Origin of the sequence: Microbulbifer sp. ALW1 (assembly GCF_009903625.1) — a bacterium.
Lineage (GTDB): Bacteria > Pseudomonadota > Gammaproteobacteria > Pseudomonadales > Cellvibrionaceae > Microbulbifer.
The window spans coordinates 2,091,938-2,111,192 of record NZ_CP047569.1 but is presented as its reverse complement, the minus strand read 5'-3'; the positions used below and the strand labels follow the sequence as shown (position 1 = coordinate 2,111,192).

The following is a 19,255-nucleotide window of genomic DNA, read 5'->3' as shown; positions in this document are numbered from 1 at the left end:
GGCGCATTCGCTTTTGGAATACCTGGAAGCAACCATCGAGAAACACCCCCATGGAAATCCAGTGGCTTAGAGCCTTTCTCGCCATCGCCGAGCAAAACTCTGTGTCGGAAGCTGCCGAACAGCTGCACCTGACCCAGCCCGCAGTGAGCAAGCGCCTGGCCTCGCTGGAGCAGCAGCTTGGCGCCCCGCTGTTTGACCGTATCGGCCGCAAACTCCAGCTGACCAATGCCGGCCGCGCCCTGCTGCCCCGCGCCCGCCACATCCTGAACGAAGTCAGCGATGCGGAGCGGGAGCTCCGCAGCCTAGGGGAAACCATCGGCGGCAGCCTGCGGATTGCCACCAGCCACCACGTGGGCCTGCATCACCTGCCGCCGGTACTGCGGGAATTCAGCAACCTCTATCCGGACGTCTCCCTCGACATCGACTTCCTCGACTCAGAGCAGGCCTATGAAGCCCTGATGGCCGGCGAATACGAACTCGCCGTAGTCACCCTGGCCCTCAAGGACTATCCCAGCCTCAATGCCCAGATCATCTGGCCCGACCCCTGCGTCGTGGTCGCCGCGCCGGACCACCCCCTGGCGCAGATGCCGGAGCTGGACCTGCCCGCCCTGGCCCGGTACCCGGCCATCCTGCCCGATCTCAACACCTACACCGGGCGGCTGATCAAACGGGAATTCGATGCCCACGGCCTCAAACTTACTGCCAAACTGGCCACCAACTTCCTGGAAACCATCAAAATGATGGCCGGTGTCGGCCTCGGTTGGAGCGTGCTACCCAAAACCCTGGTGGACGGCACCCTGGCGGAACTGCCCATGCCGCAGCTGAGTATTCTGCGGAATCTGGGGATCATCTATCACCGCAATCGCACCCTGAGCAATGCCGCCAACGCCCTGCAACAGCTGCTGGTGAAGGAAGCCAAGGGCTTTTGAAATGTTTCAAAATAGGGCCGGAGGCGGGAAAGTAGTACAGGGTCACGAATAAGTTCCAAAAACGCTAACTGTTCAGGGAATCTTCACAAAAAACCGGTAAACTGCGCCGCAGAAATAAAAACGGGAGCAACTCCAATGAAAAAATACACCCTGGCACTCTGTGCGGCCCTGGCGTCCGCCGGCGCCTCTGCTGACACCATCCTCGGCTTCGACGCTACCGCCGGCATCTGGCAGCCCGCCTACAGCGGCGCCGTGGGCGTAGATGACTTCAACGCGGACGAATTCTCGCTCACCGAAGACAACGTCACTTTCCTGCAAGCAGCCCTGGAGCACCCGATCCCGCTGATCCCCAACATTCTGGTGGCGCACAGCAAGATCGAAACCAATGGCGCCGCCATGCTGAGCGAGGACGTCACTTTCGGCGATACGACCTTTGCAGCCGGTTATGAGGTCGATGCCAACATGACGCTGACCCACACCGACGCCACCCTGTACTACGAGATCCTGGACAACTGGGTCAATCTCGACCTCGGTCTGACAGCGCGAATGTATGATGGCTCCTTTGAGGCTGCGAACAATTGGAGCGCCCCCACCGTTGTCGGCGCTACCCAACCAGTTTCCGAGACTATCGAACTGTCCGGCGTGCTGCCGATGGTTTACGGCGTAGCCCGCTTTGACCTGCCCTTCACCGGCTGGTCCATCATTGCCCAGGGCAACGGCACCAGCTACAACGGCGACAGCCACACCGACCTGACCGCCAAGGTGCGCTGGGACTTCGTACCGGCCCTCGATTTTGCCGTGGAAGCCGGCTACCGCGCCATGTCCCTGGACGTGAAAGAGCTGGACTCCTTCCAGAGCGACCTGGAAATCAAGGGCCCCTACCTGGGCCTGAGCCTGCACCTGTAATCACCGCAGGGCAGACACAAAAAAGGCGGAGCGTTTTCGGCGCTCCGCCTTTTTTTGTGCCCTGAATTTTCGTTGAATCAGATCGATTCACCAACGGGGATTTTCAGCCCAAATTCCACATCGCCATTCTGGGCCCGCTGGCGCAGTACATGGTCAATTAATACCAGCGCCATCATCGCCTCAGCAATCGGCGTCGCGCGGATACCGACACAGGGGTCGTGACGCCCCTTGGTCACCACCTCGATGGGATTGCCGTTGGTATCCAGGCTTTTGCCCGGGATACGCAGACTGGAAGTCGGCTTGAGTGCGATATGGGCGATCAGCTCCTGACCACTGGAGATACCGCCCAGCACGCCACCAGCGTTGTTGGACTGGAAGCCGGATTCGGTGATTTCATCGCGATGCTCGGTGCCCTTTTGCTCAACGGAAGCAAAGCCTGCACCGATCTCCACCCCCTTCACCGCGTTGATGCTCATCAGCGCGTGCGCCAGATCTGCATCCAGGCGGTCGAAAATCGGCTCACCCAGACCGGCAGGCACGCCGCTGGCATGGACGGAAATACGCGCGCCGATGGAGTTGCCTTCCTTGATCAGGGCCTGCATGTACTCTTCCATCTCCGGCACCTTGTCGGCATCCGGGCAGAAGAAGGGGTTTTCACCGACCTGTGACCAGTCCAGCTTTTCCACCTTGATCGGCCCCAACTGGGAAAGGTAGCCCCGCACCTCGATACCAAACTGCTGTTTCAGCCACTTCTTGGCAATGGCACCGGCCGCCACGCGCATGGCCGTCTCGCGGGCAGAGGAGCGGCCACCACCGCGATAATCCCGCAGCCCATACTTTGCCCAGTAGGTGTAATCGGCGTGCGCCGGGCGAATCTGCTCGGCGATATTGGCGTAGTCTTTGGAGCGCTGGTCGGTATTCTCGATCAGCAGGCCAATGGGGGTTCCGGTGGTTTTGCCTTCGAACACGCCAGAGAGGATTTTGACCTCGTCGGCTTCGCGGCGCTGGGTTGTATAGCGGGAAGTACCCGGCTTGCGGCGGTCCAGCTCCAGCTGGATTTCCTCGGCAGAAATTTCCAGCCCGGGAGGGCAGCCATCAATAATGCAGCCCAGCGCCGGACCGTGGCTCTCGCCAAAAGTGGTGACACAGAACAGCTTGCCAAAAGTGTTACCCGACATACCCGGTATTCCCTACCCCAGTGAATTATTCGACGTTTTTCAACAAAAGCGGCGCATTATAAAGGATTCTGCTGCCTAGGGCTTGGCACCCTCTTCAAAAAAGCTTTGACAGGCCAAGAGGTCTTCCCGCGTCAGCATAAAGATCCCGTGCCCGCCGTCTTCCAGCTCCGGCCATACAAATGGTACCCGCGGATAGGCCGCCTCCAGCGCTTCCCAGCTGTTGCCCACCTCGCAAACCAAAATACCCTCCGGCTGCAAATAGTCGGGAGCCTCCAGCAGTAAACGCCGGGTGAAATCGAGGCCGTCGTCACCGGAGCCCAGCGCCAGGCCCGGTTCCGCATGGTATTCCCGTGGCATTTCTGCCAGGTCACGCGCGTCAACATAGGGCGGGTTACTGACGATCAGGTCGTAACTGCAACCCTTGAGGCCAGCAAATAGATCCGACTGCACCGCGCGCACTTCGTCATTCAGCTGGTGGCGGTTGATATTGATTTGCGCCACTGCAATGGCGTCCGCGGAGATGTCACTGACATCGACGCGGGCACCGGGGAAAGTGTAGGCGCAGGCGATACCGATACAACCGCTGCCACAGCAGAGGTCGAGAATCGCCAAGGGTTCTTCCTGCAGCCAGGGTTCGAAGCGCTGGCGAATCAATTCGCCAATGGGAGAGCGCGGCACCAGTACCCGCTCATCCACATAAAAAGGCAGGTCGCAGAACCAGGCTTCGTTGGTGATATAGGGCGCGGGCAGGCGCTCGTTGAGGCGCTTCTCCAGTACCCCCATGACATCCCGACGCTCGTCCATGGTCAGGCGCGCCGAGAGGATCTCAGGCTTGCTATCTACGGGCAGGTGCAGGGCGTGGGTGACCAGCAGGACAGCTTCGTCCCAGGCATTGTCCGTGCCGTGGCCAAACCAGAGCTCCCCCTCACTGAAGCGGCTGGCGCCCCAGCGGATATAATCCAGGATGGTACACAATTCGTGCAAACTGGACTCCCGTTTCTCTATCATTGCCGATATTCCTCTATTTTTGGCGCTTTACTAGCGATTCACAAAGGCTTAGGGTAGCGCACCCTCTGGATCCCTCGGGATAGCAGCCACGCCGTAACGCAAAGATCACAGGCGCAGGCGAGACCTCGGAAGCATACTGATGAAAGAACATTACGCACACATCATTGAAGCCATTGGCGAAGACCTTGAGCGCCCGGGCCTCAAAGACACCCCTCTGCGCGCCGCCAAGGCCATGCAATACCTGACCCGCGGCTATCAGCAGACCGTGGAAGAAGTGGTCAATGACGCACTTTTCCCGTCTGACTGCAGTGAGATGGTGCTGGTAAAAGATATCGAACTCTACTCCCTGTGCGAGCACCACCTGCTGCCGTTTATCGGCAAAGCACATGTGGCCTACATTCCCGACGGCAAGGTTCTGGGCCTGTCGAAAGTGGCGCGCATTGTAGACATGTTTGCCCGCCGTTTGCAGATCCAGGAGCAGTTAACGGTAGAAGTTGCCGAGACGATTCAGCGCGTAACCGGTGCTGCCGGTGTCGGCGTGATCGTTGAAGCGAAACACATGTGCATGATGATGCGCGGTGTTGAAAAGCAGAACTCGGTGATGAAAACCTCTGCCATGCTCGGCTCTTTCCGCAGCCAGCAGGCAACCCGCAACGAGTTCCTGTCACTGATTCGATAACCCCGAACCACTGAACCCGCGCAAACGGAGAGCCCGAAGATGCCACACCTGGTGATCGAGTATTCGCAAAAACTGGAAGACAGTATTTCCATTGCGGCACTGGTCAGCAACGGCCAGCAGGCCATGAGCGAAACCGGGCTCTTCAATGCCAGCGCCATCAAAACCAGGGCGTTGCCCTACCGGGATTTTGTCCTGGGCAAAAGTCACGAAGGCTCCAGCAACCTGTTTATTCACGCGGAGGTTCGGATTCTGGAAGGTCGCACGACCGAGCAGAAAGAGGCCTTGAGCGCGGCCATATTCAATTATCTGTGTGAATCCGCACCCGAAGTGCCGGAGATTTCGGTAGAGGTGCGGGATATGCACAAGGCCAGTTATTCCAAGCGGGTGCCCTTTTAAGGCGCCCCGACCCATCCTACTGCCTTACCCCCTACTCCCTTTATTCTCAGCCAAACGGCCTACTCAACCTCGTCCTCACCCGCGAGAAACGGTACAAACCAGCTGGCGATCACCTCGGCACTCCCTTCCATGTGCAGGTGATGGCCGCCCGGAAACTCCCGGATCTCAATGTTCGGACACTGCTCCGCCACCGGGCGGATACGCTCAATCATGCCCTGAATTCCGGATTGCCCCAGCGCCAGGCGAATGGGCATGGTGGCCCTGGCCAGAAATGCTTCCACCTGCGCCTCATTGAGTTTTGCCAGGGAACTGGTCATCAGTTGCGGGTCGTTGCTCCACGTATAGCCCCCCTCACAACTGCGCACACCCCGCTCTACCAGCCGACGCGCTGCGTCGTCACTCAGCTTAAACAGACCGTTCTTGCGCGCTGCGGTCGCCACCTCCAGTGAAGCAAACACCTTAGCCTCACGGTCGCGGTAGCGCGCGCGCTGCTCTATGGCTTTGCGCAGGGTTTCCGGCGCCTCACTGTCCAGCGCCGGTGGCGGTACCAGGCCATCGATCAGTGCCAGCTTGGATACCCGCTCGGGGAAAGTGGCGGCGGCGATGGTGCCTATTACCGCGCCACGGGAGTGCGCGAGAATGGAAAACTGCTCCCACCCAAGCGTATCGGCCATACCGAAAACATCTTCGATCTCGCTCCAGACCGTGTAGCTGGCATCCCGGTGGCGATGGTAGCTCTGACCGTGGCCGGCGAGGTCGGCCGCTACCAGATTGAAGCGCTGCAGAAAGGGCGCCATGGCGTCGAAACTGGCGCAGTTATCGAGCCAGCCATGCAATGCCAAAACCGGCACGCCGTCGGGGTTGCCCCACTGGCGGGCAGCGATCACATTGCCATCAAGATCGAGGGAAATTTCGCGGGGAACAAGGGAGGAAGGATGTGAAGAAAGACTCATGAGGAACAACAGTTTTTATGATTCAAGCCACCATAGTTACAGCGGCTCGAACCGACCTCAATGGCCACAGGCGCCAGACTTGATGGCCTATTTTCGCGTATCAAGGCTTATGCTGCAGCCATTCCAGTTCCGCGCAATCCAGTGCCCACACATCCGATGATAGGCAGGCGAGACTCGCCGTGCCCATGGGGTGTTCATTGCCAGTGCCGCAGAGGCCATTCACCAGCTCGCCTACTAGCGGCTGATGACTGACCAGCAACAGCGGGAAAGACTTCTCTTCCACTTCGCCCAGGGCATCCAGCAACTCCGCCAGCGGCGTATCGCTCGTCAGTACCTCCTGGATCTCCACCTCAAGACCAAAGGTCTCTGCCACGATCTTGGCGGTCTGGCGAGTGCGGACGAAGGGACTTGCCCAGATGGTTTTTACCTGAGCCAGCTCCGATGCCCGCTCCTTGCAGACGGCGGCAACTTCGGCACGTCCGCCTTCGGTCAGGGCGCGGGTTTCGTCACTTTTACTGAACGGCTCTGCGTGGCCATGGCGCAATACAAACAACAGCACTACAAACTCCCGTCAAAAACCGCTGGGGACTATTTATCGCCAGAACTCTTTTCTGCGGTAGATTCCGTTGCAGAGTCATCACTTGGCTCTGCGGATGCATCACTGCCAAGCTCAATCACCGTTTCAGCGTCGCCCGAGGCCTCAACTTTTTTGGACGACTTCGCTTTCCGCAGGGGCTCTTCGGTCGCCGCCGACGAGGACTCGGCATCCTCCGATGGCTTGGATGCGGATTTCTGGTCAGTCTTCTCAGCAGTCTTCTCGACTGTCTTCTCGACCGCCTTCTCAGCCTCTTCGACTACCTCTGCTTCAGCCACCGTTTCATCTGTATCGGCGTCCGCCCCGATTACCTCACCATCAATTTCCTCCGCGCTCGCATAGGAAGACAGGTCTTCCTCCTCGGACTCGGGCCACTCGGAAAACGGAAAAGGTTTCTCTTCCGAGTTGTAGATCAGGAATTGCAGGGTCTGATAAATGTAGGAGGCAATCTGGTCGCCAAGGCGACGCAGGTTGTCGTTGGCGCTGCCGGTAAAAATGGCAAACAGGAATTGGGCGATAACCACCGCCAGCATGACAAAGCCGGCAATTTCCAGCAGTACCGCGAAGAGCACCATGTAAATCAGGCGCACCCACTGGTTGGTGGAGGTCAGGTTTTGTTTCAGTTCTTCGTTACTCATGAGGCGATCACCAGTCCGTTGTTGGGCACCACAAAAATTTGGCCGGCCACAAAGCCGGCGCATGAATACACACTATAGCATTGACGACACAAGGAGCCTTCCGACGCCTGCAGGCGTCAGGACTCCGGCCATTCCGCAAACGGGAAAGGCTTCTCTTCAGTGTTGTAAATCAGGAATTGCAGGGTCTGATAAATATAGGATGCAATCTGGTTGCCGAGCTGGCGAAGGTTGTCGTTCGGCCCGCCAGAAACGATGGCAAAGAGGAATTGCAGCACTATGGTGGCAAGCATCACCACCCCCGCTATCTCCAGCAGGATCACGAACAGCACCATAAATAGCAGGCGCACCCAGTGATCCGAGGAAGTCAGGTTCTGTTTGATCTGTTCGTTATTCATGGCGCATCCATTTATTGGTTTTGAAGCGTTTCTGTTTGGCTATCAGGCTTTGCCGAATAGGCCACATCAAACGTCTGGGCCCCGGACATCAGCTCGCGGATAACCGTCGGTATCGGGGTACCTTCAAATAATATGGCGTGAATCGCGGAAACCAAGGGCATGTAGACATCCAGCTCATCGGCCTTCGCCTTGATCAGGCGAACGGTATTCACCCCTTCCGCCACCTGGCCGATTTCCGAAACCGCCTCATCCAGCTTCTTGCCTTTGCCCACCAGGTAGCCCACCCGGTAGTTACGGCTGAGATCCGAAGAACAGGTCAATATCAGGTCGCCGACACCGGCAAGGCCGATAAAGGTCATTGGGTCGGCACCGACAGCCTCCGCAAATCGCATCATCTCCGCCAGGGCGCGGGTAATCAGCAGACTGGTGGTGTTCTGGCCGCGGCCAAGGGCCACGGCCATGCCGGTCACTATGGCGTAGATATTCTTCAGGGCACCGGCCAACTCCACCCCGAACACATCATTACTGGAATAAACCCGGAAAGTCTCCGAGTGCAGCACCTTCTGAATGGTCTCGCACAGGGACTCGTCCTCACTAGCGATCACCGTCGCGGTGTAGTGGCCTGCGACGATCTCCTTGGCAAAATTGGGACCACTCAGTACCCCCACGCGCATTCCTTCGGTTTCCTCGCGCAGGATATCGCTCATCAGGTGGAAGCTGTCGTGCTCCACGCCCTTGGTGAGGGAAATCAGCATGGTACCCGGGGCCAGGATCGGCGCCGCGCGGTGCACTACCTCACGAAAGGATTTACTGGGGATCGCCACGAACACCACCTGGCAGCCGCACACGGCTTTTTCCAGGTCGCTGGTGATGTTGAGATCCGGGTGCAGGGCAACACCGGGCAGGTAGTACTGGTTCTCGCGCTCGGCCATACAGGCAGCAGCGCGCTCCGGGTCCCGCATCCACTGGCGGGTATCGTGGCCATTGCCGGCGATGATATTGGCAACGGCGGTACCAAAGCTGCCACCACCAAGAATGGCGATGGAGTAACGGGATTCAGTGGCGTTAGTGGAAACGTCTGTTTGAGTCATAAGGCTCTGTAATTGTTTGCTGTGCAGCGGGAGATTATACGGAGCCGGGACCCGGCGCCCAACGGCCGCACAAGTATTTGATCACTTTTGCCAAGTTCGCCAACAATTGCCGTCTTTTTACGGTCAATTCGTGCAAAAAACCGACAAGAAGAAATATAGCGCAGACTCTGGCGAGCGCATTGCGCCTCACCGGTATCATTCAATTTTCGGTCAACATCGGCAAAGCCGGATTGGCGACCAACTTCACCCATCCGCTATCCCGGCCGGGCGAAACCCGGCCGGGAGCCATCACTGAAACAATCAGCGATTGAGTTCCAGCAACAGCGCGTTCAGACGGCGCACATAATCCGCAGGATCCGCCAGCTGGTTACCGGCAGCCAGGTTGGCCTGATCCATCAGGATATTGGTGAGGTCCGCAAAGCGATCTTCGTCCTGCTCCTGATCCAGGCGCTGCACCAGCGGGTGGCTGGGGTTCAGCTCAAAGATCGGCTTGGCTTCCGGCAGGCTCTGGCCGGCCTGCTCCAGGATACGGCGCATCTGCATGCCCATATCGTTGTCGCTCGCCACCAGGCACGCCGGCGAGTCCACCAGGCGCGTGGTCGCGCGCACATCTTCCACGCGGCTTTCCAGCACTTCCTTGACGCGCTCTACCAGGGCGCCCGCTTCTTTCTCGACCTTCTCGCGCTCGGCCTTGTCGTCGTCGTTTTCCGCTTCACCCAGGTCCAGTGCGCCTTTGGCCACATCCTGGAACTGCTTGCCGTCAAACTCCTGCATATGGCCAACGAACCACTCGTCCACCTGGTCGGTCAGCAGCAGCACTTCGATACCCTTCTTGCGGAAGACCTCCAGGTAAGGAGAAGACTTGGCAGTGGCGAAGTTGTCCGCGCACACGTAGTAGATGTGCTTCTGGCCGTCCTTCATGCGGCCGACGTAGTCCTCGAGGGACTGATCCTGCTTGGGATTGTCCGTCTGGGTGGTGGAGAAGCGCAGCAGTTTGGCCACTTTTTCCTTGTTGGCAAAATCTTCCGCCGGCCCCTCTTTCATCACGGAACCGAACAGGTCCCAGAACTTCTGGTACTGCTCTGCGTCTTTCTTGGCCAGCTTGTCGAGCATATCCAGTACACGCTTGGTCAGCGCACTCTTGATGGCATCGGTGTTCTGGTCTTTCTGCAGAATCTCGCGGGAGACGTTCAGCGGCAGGTCATTGGAGTCCAGCACCCCTTTCACAAAGCGCAGGTACAGCGGCAGGAACTGCTCGGCGTCGTCCATGATGAAAGTGCGCTGCACGTACAGTTTGAGGCCGCGGGCGGCATCGCGCTGGTACAGGTCGAAAGGCGGGCGCGCGGGGATATACAGCAGGCTGGTGTAGTCCAGCTTGCCTTCCACGCGGTTGTGGCTCCAGGTCAGCGGGTCCTCGAAATCGTGGGACACGTGCTTGTAAAACTCTTTGTACTCCTCGGATTTCACCTCGGAGCGCGGGCGCGTCCACAGCGCCTGGGCGGCATTGACCGCTTCAAATTCCGGTGCGCTGCCTTGTTGCTCTTCACCCTCGGCTGCCGGGGCTTCCTGTTTCAGCATCTCCACTGGGATGGCGATGTGATCGGAGTATTTCTTGATGATGGAGCGCAGGCGCCAGTCGTCGGCAAACTCTTTGGCGTCGTCTTTCAGGTGCAGCACCACACGGGTGCCGCGATCCGGCCACTCGACGTTCTCGACCGAGTATTCCGCCTCACCACTGCACTCCCAGTGCACGCCCTGGCTGGCATCGGAGCCGGCGCGACGGGTAAATACGTCAACCTTGTCGGCGACGATAAACGCGGAGTAGAAACCGACCCCAAACTGGCCGATCAGGTGTGCATCCTTCTTCTGGTCACCAGAGAGGTTCTGCATGAAGTTGGCGGTGCCGGAGCGGGCGATGGTGCCCAGGTTCTCGATCACTTCGTCGCGGCTCATGCCGATACCGTTGTCGGCAATGGTCAGGGTACCCGCGTCTTTGTCGAATTCGATACGAATGCGCAGATCGGGATCTTCCGCCAGCAATTCCGGCTTGGAGAGGGATTCAAAGCGCAGCTTGTCGGCGGCATCGGAGGCGTTGGATACCAGCTCGCGCAGGAAAATCTCCTTGTTGGAGTAGAGCGAGTGGATCATCAGGTGCAACAGTTGCTTGGCTTCGGTCTGGAAGCCGTGATTCTCTTTATGTGCCTCAACAGTCATGGATCGGATCTCCCCTAAATCTATTCGACCGTCGCCGGCTGCAACCGGCAACTTAAAACTCAATCAGTCAGCCAATATTGGGCCGGGTGTGATCAATTCAACCGCTGCAATGGCAATAAAGAGGGGTAATAAGAGGAGCAATAAGAGGAACAGCAGGAGAGGCAACAGGAGGATTTAAGGATATATACGGGGGATCGGGGGGATTGCGAGAACGGAACAAGCGGGGACATAGCCCCCTCTCGCAGTCACTTCTTGGCAGAGGCGGCGATGGCCTGCACCAGCTTGCCACGGCCGGTGATGTCGGCAATAAAGTTGCCGGTAAGATCAGAGATCACCCGCGACTCAGCGTTCATCAAAATGGCGATGCCCACCTTGCGCTTTTCCGAGTAGGCTACCGCAGCGCGGAAACCCGCCACCCAGCCGCCGTGGAAAATGATGCGATCGTCGCCGACCGTGTAGAGGCGCCAGCCGAGGCCGTAACCAGCGTGGTCGATATAGTCACGCCAGATCCGGTGGCGCATATGGCGGCGGGTTTCCACACGTTCGGTGGTCAGGTCGTCGATCACCGCCTGCGACAGCACCTCCGGGTAGTAGCCCATCTGCGCTTTCAGCCACTGGGCCATATCGCTGATACTGGCGTTCACACCCGCGGCCGGGGCCGCCAGGTAATACTCTTTTTCCACCTTCACCGGACGCCAGCCGCTGCCGGTCTGCACGTGTGGTGCGGCGCGATTGCTCGCGGCCATAAAGCTTTCCCACCCCAGGGAGGCATCTTCCATCTTCAGCGGGGTAAAGAACCGCTCTTTCAACTGGCGGCTATAAGGCACGCCGGTCGCCTTCTGGATCACATCTTCGATCAGGCTGAACAACACATTCTGGTAGCCGTAGCACTTACCAGGCGCACAGTGGGGATCAATGGTGGAGAACATCGGCAGTATCTTGGACAGAGGCCGGTTGTCTTCCAGGTAATTGTCGTAGGCGTTAGGGGTTAAACCGGAGGAATGGCTCAGCAGATGCTGCACCTGTAGCTGCATGGACAGCGCCGGCGTCTTGAAGCTGAGCTGGGGCACATAGCGCACCACCTTGTCGCCCCAGTTGAACTTGTGCTCGTGCTCCAGCACGGCCGCCATACTGGCCGCAAATGTCTTGGAAACGGATGCCAGGCGGAACACCGTGTGGGTAGTGACCGCTTCGTGCTTGCCTTTGATCCGGACACCATAGGTGTTCATGGCCACAATCTGATCGTGATCCACGATCACATAGGCCGCACCGGGAATCCCCTGCTGCTTCAGCAACTGGCGGAAATAGCGATCGAACTCTTTGGCACTGGCTTCCACGCCCTTGCTGACCGTCTTGCCGGCTTCGCGGGCGGTCTTGTCTGCGCGCTGCGATCGCTCGGCGTCCGCCGCCGTCGCACTTCCAGCCGCCAATAACGCCAGCACAGGCAACAGCAGACCGAGCACACGGCTTCGGGAACTGCTGCGGATACTGTTTGTAAAACCCTGAATCACTTTGAGAAACACCATGTACCGCACTTCACACTGCCGCGACGGTGACCGCCATTTTTGCCCAAATTTCGTCGTGCCAAGTATCTGTAAGGAATGTGGAGAAGCTCTATTAAGACTAGCAGCCCGCACAAAAATTCTTTGCCACCGGGCAATTTTTACTGGATTGCCAGTCTCAACCGGCGCCCCAGAGGAATTTTGGAAGGCATTGTAATAAAAGTGGAACAAACACGCACTTTCGGTGAGATTTTGCGCAAATTCGAGGTACAAAAAAACCGCCTCGCGGCGGTTTTCAGGCGATGGAGGGCCGAAGCCCCCCTTCTCTCAAGCAAGCCTTACAGCTTGTCGGAGTTCTCGCTCAGGTAAGCAGCAACGCCTTCCGGAGAAGCGTTCATGCCTTTGTCACCTTCCTGCCAGCCAGCCGGGCAAACTTCGCCGTGCTCCTGGTGGAATGCCAGCGCGTCAACCATGCGCAGCATTTCGTCAACGTTACGGCCCAGCGGCAGATCGTTAACAACCTGGTGACGTACAACGCCTTCTTCGTCGATCAGGAAAGAACCACGGAAAGCAACGCCGCCTTCGGACTCAACGTCGTAGGCCTGGCAGATTTCGTGCTTGGTGTCGGCAACCAGGGCGTACTTAACAGCGCCGATGCCGCCGTCGTTCACCGGGGTGTTACGCCAAGCGTTGTGGGAGAACTGAGAATCGATGGAAACACCGATAACCTCAACGCCACGCTTCTGGAACTCTTCAAAGCGGTGGTCGAAGGCGATCAGCTCGGAAGGACATACAAAGGTGAAGTCCAGCGGGTAGAAGAAGATAACCGCTTTCTTACCCTTGATGGTTTCAGCCAGGTTGTAAGAATCAACGATTTCGCCGTTGCCCAGTACCGCTGCTGCAGTGAAGTCCGGAGCGGGCTTGCCTACTAATACAGCCATGAGAACCTCCTCAATGAGATAGATAGTTTGCTATTGAATTGGCCAATTTATAACCATTGACTATAAATCGACAAAAGATCGATAGGGGGCCGCTATGATACACAGGGCCCTATGGCAGTCCCATTAAATTTTTATATAAACGCGATAGCAGGCGCCGCCAGATATTCCCCGGCACACAGGTCTTTACACAGACCTTTGGAAGTGCCAATTCCCCCCTTCCTCACTACCAGATCCGCCCCACCCAACCCCAGGCAATGCGCCGTAGAACGCCGGCTGGCGCTCACCTGACCATGCAGTCCCCAACATTTCTACTGAATACCAGACAGCCAACTAGAATAATTACTGAACGATCAAACAATCTTATTGACACTTATTCTCATTACCAATAAGATCCACTTCCAACTTGAGATTGATTGTTTTTGCGCCAGGGTTTCCGCGATGTACGTATGTATCTGTAAAGGCATTACCGACAGCCAGATCAAAGAGGCTGTATACGACGGCTCTACGTCTGTTAAGGCCCTGCGTCGCCATCTGGGTGTTTCTTCTCAATGTGGCCGCTGTGCCGAGCTGACTCAGGAAATCATTGACGAAACCATGGCCGGTGGTGTTATGGCCACTGCCAACAGTGCCCTCTTTTACTCAGCCAGCTGATTGACCTAAGTCCGGGCGCCGCTTCCCTCTGGCGCCCCAAATCCCCCGCACTAAATTAGTCCTCGTTTTCTCTCACACTCTCTCGACCCGACCTACTGCAAATCCGCACAGCTTCGACCAACCCAGTACGCTGACCTATCTTTATAAGCAGCCAATAGCCTGTCCGCCCCTCCTGTAACCGGAGCCCCATGAAACAGCGATTGCTGCACCTGTCAGAGCGACTGCGCGCCAGTTTCTGGCTGATTCCGGCCGTCATGATGGCCGCCGCCATATTGCTCGCCCACACCCTGCTGGCGCTTGACCAGATTCTGGAGGTCGACCACTACCCCGGTTTCCGCTGGCTGGAACTGCGCGACCGGGAAAGTGCTCGCGCCCTGCTCTCTACAATTGCCGGCAGTACCATTACCGTCGCCGGTACCGTGTTTTCCATCACCACCGTTGCCCTGACCCTGGCCGCCAACCAGTTCGGCCCGCATCTGGTACGAAACTTCATTCGCGACCGCAGTACCCAGGCCTCCCTCGGTATCTTTCTGTCCACCTTTGTTTACGCATTGATGGTCATGCGCGGGATACAGGCGGGGCACCAAAGCGGGGAAAATCAGAGTCTGGCGGTCAGCATGGCGATTCTGCTGGCGCTCGTGTGTATTGCTTATCTCATCTACTTTATCCACAACGTGGCCCAGTCCATTCAGGTGGATAACATCACCTTCCATATCAACCGGGAATTCCGCCAGGCCCTGGAACAGATATACCCCACCGAAGAAAGCCGCGATCCCCGCAACACCCGTGTCGAAGAGCGCGACCTCAATATCGACAGCAACTGCCTGTGTGTGCCAACAAGTAGCAGTGGCTACGTGCAATTAATCGACCGGCAAAAGCTGATGCGCTGGGCCACCGACAATGACTGCTGTATCCGGCTCGAGTGCCACCCGGGCACCTTCCTGAATCACTGGAGTTGCATGGCGCGGGTGTTTGACCCGCCGCGACAAATAGACAGCGGGGAAATTGCCCGGGCCATTCAGGGCGCCATCACCATTGGCGCGCAGCCTACTGCGGAACAGGACATCGTTTTTTCCATTCGCCAACTGGCGCAGATTGCCGTGCGTGCGCTGTCACCGGGCGTCAACGACCCCTTTACCGCCTACTCCTGTATCGACCGACTGATCGATGGCATCGGCGTCATCCTGCAACGCCCACCGCTGCCCAACTGTTTTCACGACACCAATAACCAGCTGCGACTGGTAACCCGCGAACTGGATTTCGCCGATGTCCTGGCGGCAGCACTGGATGAAATCCGCGAATACGGCAGTCAGAGTGCCGTGGTGATGCGGCGCCTGCTCGACGCGCTGCACGAGCTGGCTGAGATCTGTGATCGCCAGGAAGACAAACGCGCGCTGAACCAGGTGCTCGACCGCCTTGTAGAAGATTGCGAAAACCTGATCGACGACAAGTTCGACACCGCCGCCGTACAGGGGAAAATCAACCGGGTGCGCAACCGCCTGACTTAACCATGCGCACAAACAAATACGTACAAACAATTGCGGTTCTTATTTCCCGGCAGGCGCGGCCAGCAAATCAGCCCGGGCACACCCAAACAATCTAAACAGCAATTGTTCTCATTGCATTTTTCTGCCTTTTTCCCGTTAATTTTCGTGCTTTTTGCCTGCACGTTTCCCGACAATCCGCGCTTGACTTGCGATTTTCTCCGACGCAAACTCACTCCGCATACCCGTAGCGACCCTACAATTAGTGGGAGTAGAGGGACGTCTGAAATTCGAGAGGATTTATCCGAGACGCCCGGCGCAGAATTCGGAATCCACTCACAATTAACAAACGCTTAATAAAATGTCCCTTCAGGGCGAAAGGAGTTAGCAATGAAAGGCGATCCCAAAGTCATCGAACACCTGAACAAAGCACTGGGTAACGAGCTTATTGCCATCAACCAGTACTTCCTGCACTCGCGGATGTTCAAAGACTGGGGCCTGAAGGAACTGGCCGACAAGGAATACCACGAGTCCATCGACGAAATGAAACACGCCGACTGGCTGATCGAGCGGATTCTGTTTCTCGAAGGTATTCCCAACCTGCAGCACCTGGGCAAACTGCTGATCGGTGAAAACACCGAGGAAATGCTGAAGTGCGACCTGAAGCTGGAGCAGAAGGCCATCCCGGATCTGCGCGACGGTATCGAGTACTGTGAATCCGTGCGCGATTACGGCAGCCGCGAACTGCTGGAAAAAATTCTCGAGTCCGAAGAAGAGCACGTTGACTGGCTGGAAACCCAACTGAGCCTGATCGACAAAGTCGGCATCCAGAACTACCTGCAAAAGCAAATGGTCAGCGCTTCCGAAGAGTAAGCCTTGCCATAAAATTCAGGCATAAAAAAACCGCGGACATTGCCGCGGTTTTTTTATGCCTGGGAAAGCAGCATCGATTACTCGCCCTGCTCTGCGCCCTTGGCAGTTTCTTCCAGCAGTGTCTTCAGCTCGCCGTTTTCATGCATCTCCATGATGATGTCACAGCCGCCGACCAGCTCCTGTTTTACCCACAGCTGCGGGAACGTCGGCCAGTTGGCGTACTTGGGCAGCTCGGCGCGGATGTCCGGGTTGGCCAGAATGTCTACATAGGCAAAACGCTGGCCGCAGGCCATGATCGCTTGGGATGCACGCATGGAAAAACCACACTGGGGCGCATTGGGGCTGCCTTTCATATAGAGCAGAATGTCGTTATCTGCGATCTGCTGCTTAATATTCGCCAGAGTATCCATTTGCAAGCTAACCTCGGGTTGAGAAATTTCCGGTTCCAGGGACTCGCCCTGCGCCGATCAGTCAAGGGAAAGCGCGCATTGTACCCGATTCCGCTGCACACGCACGCCCCGCTGGTTCTGCCCTATTCCTGTGCTAGTATTGCCGGCTTCCCGGGGAAATTGCGGTTGTGCGCCATTTCAGGCGCACTTTCTGCGGCTTCCCCTTTCTTTGGCCTACCTATACAGGAGATATCATAGTGGCCACTCCCGCACTCATGCAGAACTACGGCAATAGAACCCTTACCCTGGTCCGGGGTGAAGGCAACTACGTGTGGGACGACGCTGGACGACGATATCTCGATGCCATCTCCGGCATTGCCGTGTGCGGTCTTGGCCACTGCCACCCGGCGGTCACCGAAGCGCTGCAGGATCAGGCCAATACCCTGCTGCACGTGTCCAACCTGTACAACATTCCGGCCCAGGAGCAGCTGGCGGACAAGCTGGTGGGACTGTCCGGCATGGACAACGTGTTCTTTTCCAACTCCGGTGCGGAAGCCAATGAGGCGGCGATCAAGCTGGCGCGCAAGCTCGGCAACGAGCGCGGTTACGCCTGCCCCAAAATTATCGTGACCGAGGGCGCATTCCACGGTCGCACCCTGGCCACCCTTACTGCCACCGGCAATGCCAAGGTGCAGCAAGGGTTTGCCCCACTGCCCGAAGGTTTCCTGCGGGTACCCTTTAATGATGTCGCCGCGATCGAGCAGCTGATCGCCGAGCACGACGAGATCGTCGCCATCCTGGTTGAGCCAGTGCAGGGCGAAGGCGGTATCCGTGTGCCGGACGCCGACTACCTGCCACGCCTGCGCGCGCTCTGCGACCAGCAGGACTGGCTGTTGATGCTGGACGAGATCCAGACTGCCAATGGCCGCAGCGGCAAGCTGTTTGCCTACCAGCACTGCGACGGCCTGCTGCCGGACGTGGTCACCACCGCGAAAGGCCTCGGCAACGGCGTACCCATCGGCGCCTGCCTGGCCCGCGGCAAGGCGGCTGAACTGTTTACCGCCGGTAGTCATGGTTCCACCTTTGGCGGCAACCCGCTGGCGTGCCGTGCGGGGCTAGCAGTACTGAACACGCTGGAAAGTGAATGGCTGATCGAACGGGCCGAAAAGCTCGGCACCCAGCTGGTGGATCAACTCAAGAGCGAGCTGGCGGGCTGCCCCCATGTAACTGAAGTGCGCGGCCTCGGTTTGCTGATCGGCATCGAACTGGATCGCCCCTGTGCGGAGCTGGTGGACCTGGCCCGCACCCAGGGATTGCTGATCAACGTCACAGCTGGCAATGTGGTGCGCCTGTTGCCGCCGCTGACCCTCAGCGATGCCGAGCGCAACCAGATCGCCACTACCGTCGCCGCCCTGGTGCGCGACTTCGCCCAACAGGCCGCCTGATTCGGAGGATACAACTATGGCAGTCAGACATTTTCTTACCCTCCTCGACCTGAGCAAGGAAGAACTGCACGGCGTGATCGAACGCGCCATCGAACTCAAGGCCCTGCGCAACCAGGGCGTGGCCACCGAGCCTTTCCGCAATAAAGTGCTGGGGATGATTTTCGAGAAGTCCTCTACCCGTACCCGCGTCTCATTCGAGGCCGGTATGGCGCAGATGGGGGGCAGCGCACTCTTCCTGTCTCCCCGCGATACCCAGCTGGGTCGCGGCGAGCCCATCGAAGACAGCGCGCGCGTGATTTCACGCATGGTCGATATGGTGATGATCCGTACCTTCGGCCACAACGTGCTGGAGCGCTTTGCCGAATACAGCAAGGTGCCGGTGATCAACGCCCTGTCCGACAGCTACCACCCCTGCCAGCTGCTGGCGGACCTGCAGACCTATGTGGAGCACCGCGGCAGTCCGGAAGGCAAAGTGGTGGCCTGGGTAGGTGACGGCAACAATATGTGCCACTCCTATATCAACGCCGCCCGCCAGTGCGACTTCGAGCTGCGCATCGCCTGCCCCGAGGGCTACGATCCCGACGCGAGCATTCTGGCCGCCGCCGGTGACCGGGTCACCGTGGTACGCAATCCGGCAGATGCCGTGCGCGGTGCCGACTGGGTAGCCACCGATGTGTGGGCCTCCATGGGCCAGGAAACCGAGCAGCAGATCCGCATAAAAGCCTTCGACGGCTTCCTGGTGGATCACGAGCTGATGAGCCACGCCAACAGCGATGCCATCTTCATGCACTGCCTGCCCGCCCACCGGGGCGAGGAAGTGAGTGGCGAACTGCTGGAAGACGATAAGATTTCCGTGGTGTGGGACGAAGCGGAGAACCGCCTGCACGCCCAGAAAGCCCTGATGGAGTTCCTGCACGACAGCAGCAACTGATCCTCAGCAAGAAAAACGGGTGCAACGCCAGGTTGCACCCGTTTTTTTATCCCCAAC

21 protein-coding genes are annotated in these 19,255 nt (G+C 58.0%); 10 read left to right on the top strand and 11 right to left on the bottom strand.

Features of this window, described 5'->3' with window-relative positions; all coding sequences use genetic code 11:
* The first annotated feature begins 50 nt into the window (after positions 1-50).
* Together GRX76_RS08640 and GRX76_RS08635 are read left to right on the top strand one after the other, a co-directional pair.
* A complete protein-coding gene (locus tag GRX76_RS08640; protein WP_160152944.1) occupies positions 51-929 on the top strand; it encodes a LysR family transcriptional regulator in 879 nt (292 codons plus the stop codon).
* 135 nt (positions 930-1,064) lie between these two features.
* Positions 1,065-1,835 carry a TIGR04219 family outer membrane beta-barrel protein gene (locus GRX76_RS08635; protein ID WP_160152943.1) on the top strand — a complete coding sequence of 257 codons (771 nt, stop codon included), beginning with the start codon at positions 1,065-1,067 and terminating at the stop codon, positions 1,833-1,835.
* A gap of 77 nt (positions 1,836-1,912) precedes the next feature.
* Here the strand turns inward: GRX76_RS08635 and aroC are convergent, their stop codons facing one another.
* Positions 1,913-3,013: a chorismate synthase gene (gene aroC, locus GRX76_RS08630; RefSeq protein ID WP_160152942.1), complete on the bottom strand. Its 1,101-nt coding sequence runs from the start codon at positions 3,011-3,013 to the stop codon at positions 1,913-1,915.
* A 75-nt stretch (positions 3,014-3,088) separates the two neighbouring features.
* Positions 3,089-4,021 carry a 50S ribosomal protein L3 N(5)-glutamine methyltransferase gene (gene prmB / locus GRX76_RS08625; RefSeq protein WP_160152941.1) on the bottom strand — a complete coding sequence of 311 codons (933 nt, stop codon included), beginning with the start codon at positions 4,019-4,021 and terminating at the stop codon, positions 3,089-3,091.
* A gap of 139 nt (positions 4,022-4,160) precedes the next feature.
* Between prmB and folE the strand changes: the two genes are divergently transcribed.
* On the top strand, positions 4,161-4,700 hold the full coding sequence (gene folE, locus GRX76_RS08620) for a GTP cyclohydrolase I FolE (protein ID WP_160152940.1): 540 nt from the start codon (positions 4,161-4,163) through the stop codon (positions 4,698-4,700).
* A gap of 39 nt (positions 4,701-4,739) precedes the next feature.
* Entirely contained in the window at positions 4,740-5,096 is a 357-nt protein-coding gene (locus tag GRX76_RS08615) for a 5-carboxymethyl-2-hydroxymuconate Delta-isomerase (protein ID WP_160152939.1), read from the top strand.
* Positions 5,097-5,155: 59 nt separating this feature from the next.
* Here GRX76_RS08615 and GRX76_RS08610 read toward each other — a convergent pair whose 3' ends face one another.
* The 5 genes from GRX76_RS08610 to GRX76_RS08590 all read right to left on the bottom strand — a co-directional run bounded on the left by GRX76_RS08610 (position 5,156) and on the right by GRX76_RS08590 (position 8,768).
* Complete coding sequence (locus GRX76_RS08610; protein WP_160152938.1) at positions 5,156-6,049, bottom strand: alpha/beta fold hydrolase; 894 nt, start codon at positions 6,047-6,049, stop codon at positions 5,156-5,158.
* 100 nt (positions 6,050-6,149) lie between these two features.
* Positions 6,150-6,608, bottom strand: a complete 459-nt coding sequence (gene sixA, locus GRX76_RS08605; protein WP_160152937.1) for a phosphohistidine phosphatase SixA — start codon at positions 6,606-6,608, stop codon at positions 6,150-6,152.
* A gap of 29 nt (positions 6,609-6,637) precedes the next feature.
* Positions 6,638-7,282: a DUF4389 domain-containing protein gene (locus tag GRX76_RS08600; protein WP_160152936.1), complete on the bottom strand. Its 645-nt coding sequence runs from the start codon at positions 7,280-7,282 to the stop codon at positions 6,638-6,640.
* A gap of 116 nt (positions 7,283-7,398) precedes the next feature.
* A complete protein-coding gene (locus tag GRX76_RS08595) occupies positions 7,399-7,677 on the bottom strand; it encodes a DUF4389 domain-containing protein (RefSeq protein ID WP_160152935.1) in 279 nt (92 codons plus the stop codon).
* A gap of 11 nt (positions 7,678-7,688) precedes the next feature.
* Complete coding sequence (locus GRX76_RS08590; RefSeq protein WP_160152934.1) at positions 7,689-8,768, bottom strand: NAD(P)H-dependent glycerol-3-phosphate dehydrogenase; 1,080 nt, start codon at positions 8,766-8,768, stop codon at positions 7,689-7,691.
* A 77-nt stretch (positions 8,769-8,845) separates the two neighbouring features.
* Between GRX76_RS08590 and GRX76_RS08585 the strand changes: the two genes are divergently transcribed.
* Complete coding sequence (locus GRX76_RS08585) at positions 8,846-9,079, top strand: hypothetical protein (RefSeq protein ID WP_160152933.1); 234 nt, start codon at positions 8,846-8,848, stop codon at positions 9,077-9,079.
* On the opposite strand, the gene htpG is transcribed toward GRX76_RS08585, so the two are convergent.
* The 3 genes from htpG to GRX76_RS08570 form a co-directional block, all read right to left on the bottom strand.
* On the bottom strand, positions 9,069-10,982 hold the full coding sequence (gene htpG / locus GRX76_RS08580; protein ID WP_160152932.1) for a molecular chaperone HtpG: 1,914 nt from the start codon (positions 10,980-10,982) through the stop codon (positions 9,069-9,071). The two genes, GRX76_RS08585 and htpG, sit on opposite strands and share 11 nt — an antisense overlap.
* A gap of 245 nt (positions 10,983-11,227) precedes the next feature.
* The gene (locus GRX76_RS08575; protein ID WP_160152931.1) at positions 11,228-12,508 is read right to left on the bottom strand and encodes a serine hydrolase; all 1,281 of its coding nucleotides are present in this window, start codon (positions 12,506-12,508) and stop codon (positions 11,228-11,230) included.
* Between the two features lie 314 nt (positions 12,509-12,822).
* Positions 12,823-13,425: a peroxiredoxin gene (locus GRX76_RS08570; RefSeq protein WP_160152930.1), complete on the bottom strand. Its 603-nt coding sequence runs from the start codon at positions 13,423-13,425 to the stop codon at positions 12,823-12,825.
* Between the two features lie 438 nt (positions 13,426-13,863).
* Here GRX76_RS08570 and GRX76_RS08565 point away from each other — a divergent pair, with 438 nt between their 5' ends.
* The 3 genes from GRX76_RS08565 (at position 13,864) to bfr (ending at position 16,433) form a co-directional block, all read left to right on the top strand.
* Positions 13,864-14,076, top strand: a complete 213-nt coding sequence (locus GRX76_RS08565; protein WP_105101504.1) for a bacterioferritin-associated ferredoxin — start codon at positions 13,864-13,866, stop codon at positions 14,074-14,076.
* Positions 14,077-14,264: 188 nt separating this feature from the next.
* Positions 14,265-15,584, top strand: coding sequence for a DUF2254 domain-containing protein (locus GRX76_RS08560; protein ID WP_160152929.1), 1,320 nt, complete (start codon positions 14,265-14,267; stop codon positions 15,582-15,584).
* Positions 15,585-15,950: 366 nt separating this feature from the next.
* The gene (bfr, locus tag GRX76_RS08555) at positions 15,951-16,433 is read left to right on the top strand and encodes a bacterioferritin (protein WP_160152928.1); all 483 of its coding nucleotides are present in this window, start codon (positions 15,951-15,953) and stop codon (positions 16,431-16,433) included.
* Positions 16,434-16,510: 77 nt separating this feature from the next.
* On the opposite strand, the gene grxD is transcribed toward bfr, so the two are convergent.
* Positions 16,511-16,843, bottom strand: coding sequence for a Grx4 family monothiol glutaredoxin (gene grxD, locus GRX76_RS08550; protein ID WP_160152927.1), 333 nt, complete (start codon positions 16,841-16,843; stop codon positions 16,511-16,513).
* A gap of 236 nt (positions 16,844-17,079) precedes the next feature.
* On the opposite strand from grxD, the gene GRX76_RS08545 reads away from it, so the two are divergent.
* Positions 17,080-18,267 carry an aspartate aminotransferase family protein gene (locus tag GRX76_RS08545; RefSeq protein WP_201276945.1) on the top strand — a complete coding sequence of 396 codons (1,188 nt, stop codon included), beginning with the start codon at positions 17,080-17,082 and terminating at the stop codon, positions 18,265-18,267.
* A 16-nt stretch (positions 18,268-18,283) separates the two neighbouring features.
* A complete protein-coding gene (argF, locus tag GRX76_RS08540; RefSeq protein WP_160152926.1) occupies positions 18,284-19,198 on the top strand; it encodes an ornithine carbamoyltransferase in 915 nt (304 codons plus the stop codon).
* Positions 19,199-19,255: the final 57 nt, after the last annotated feature.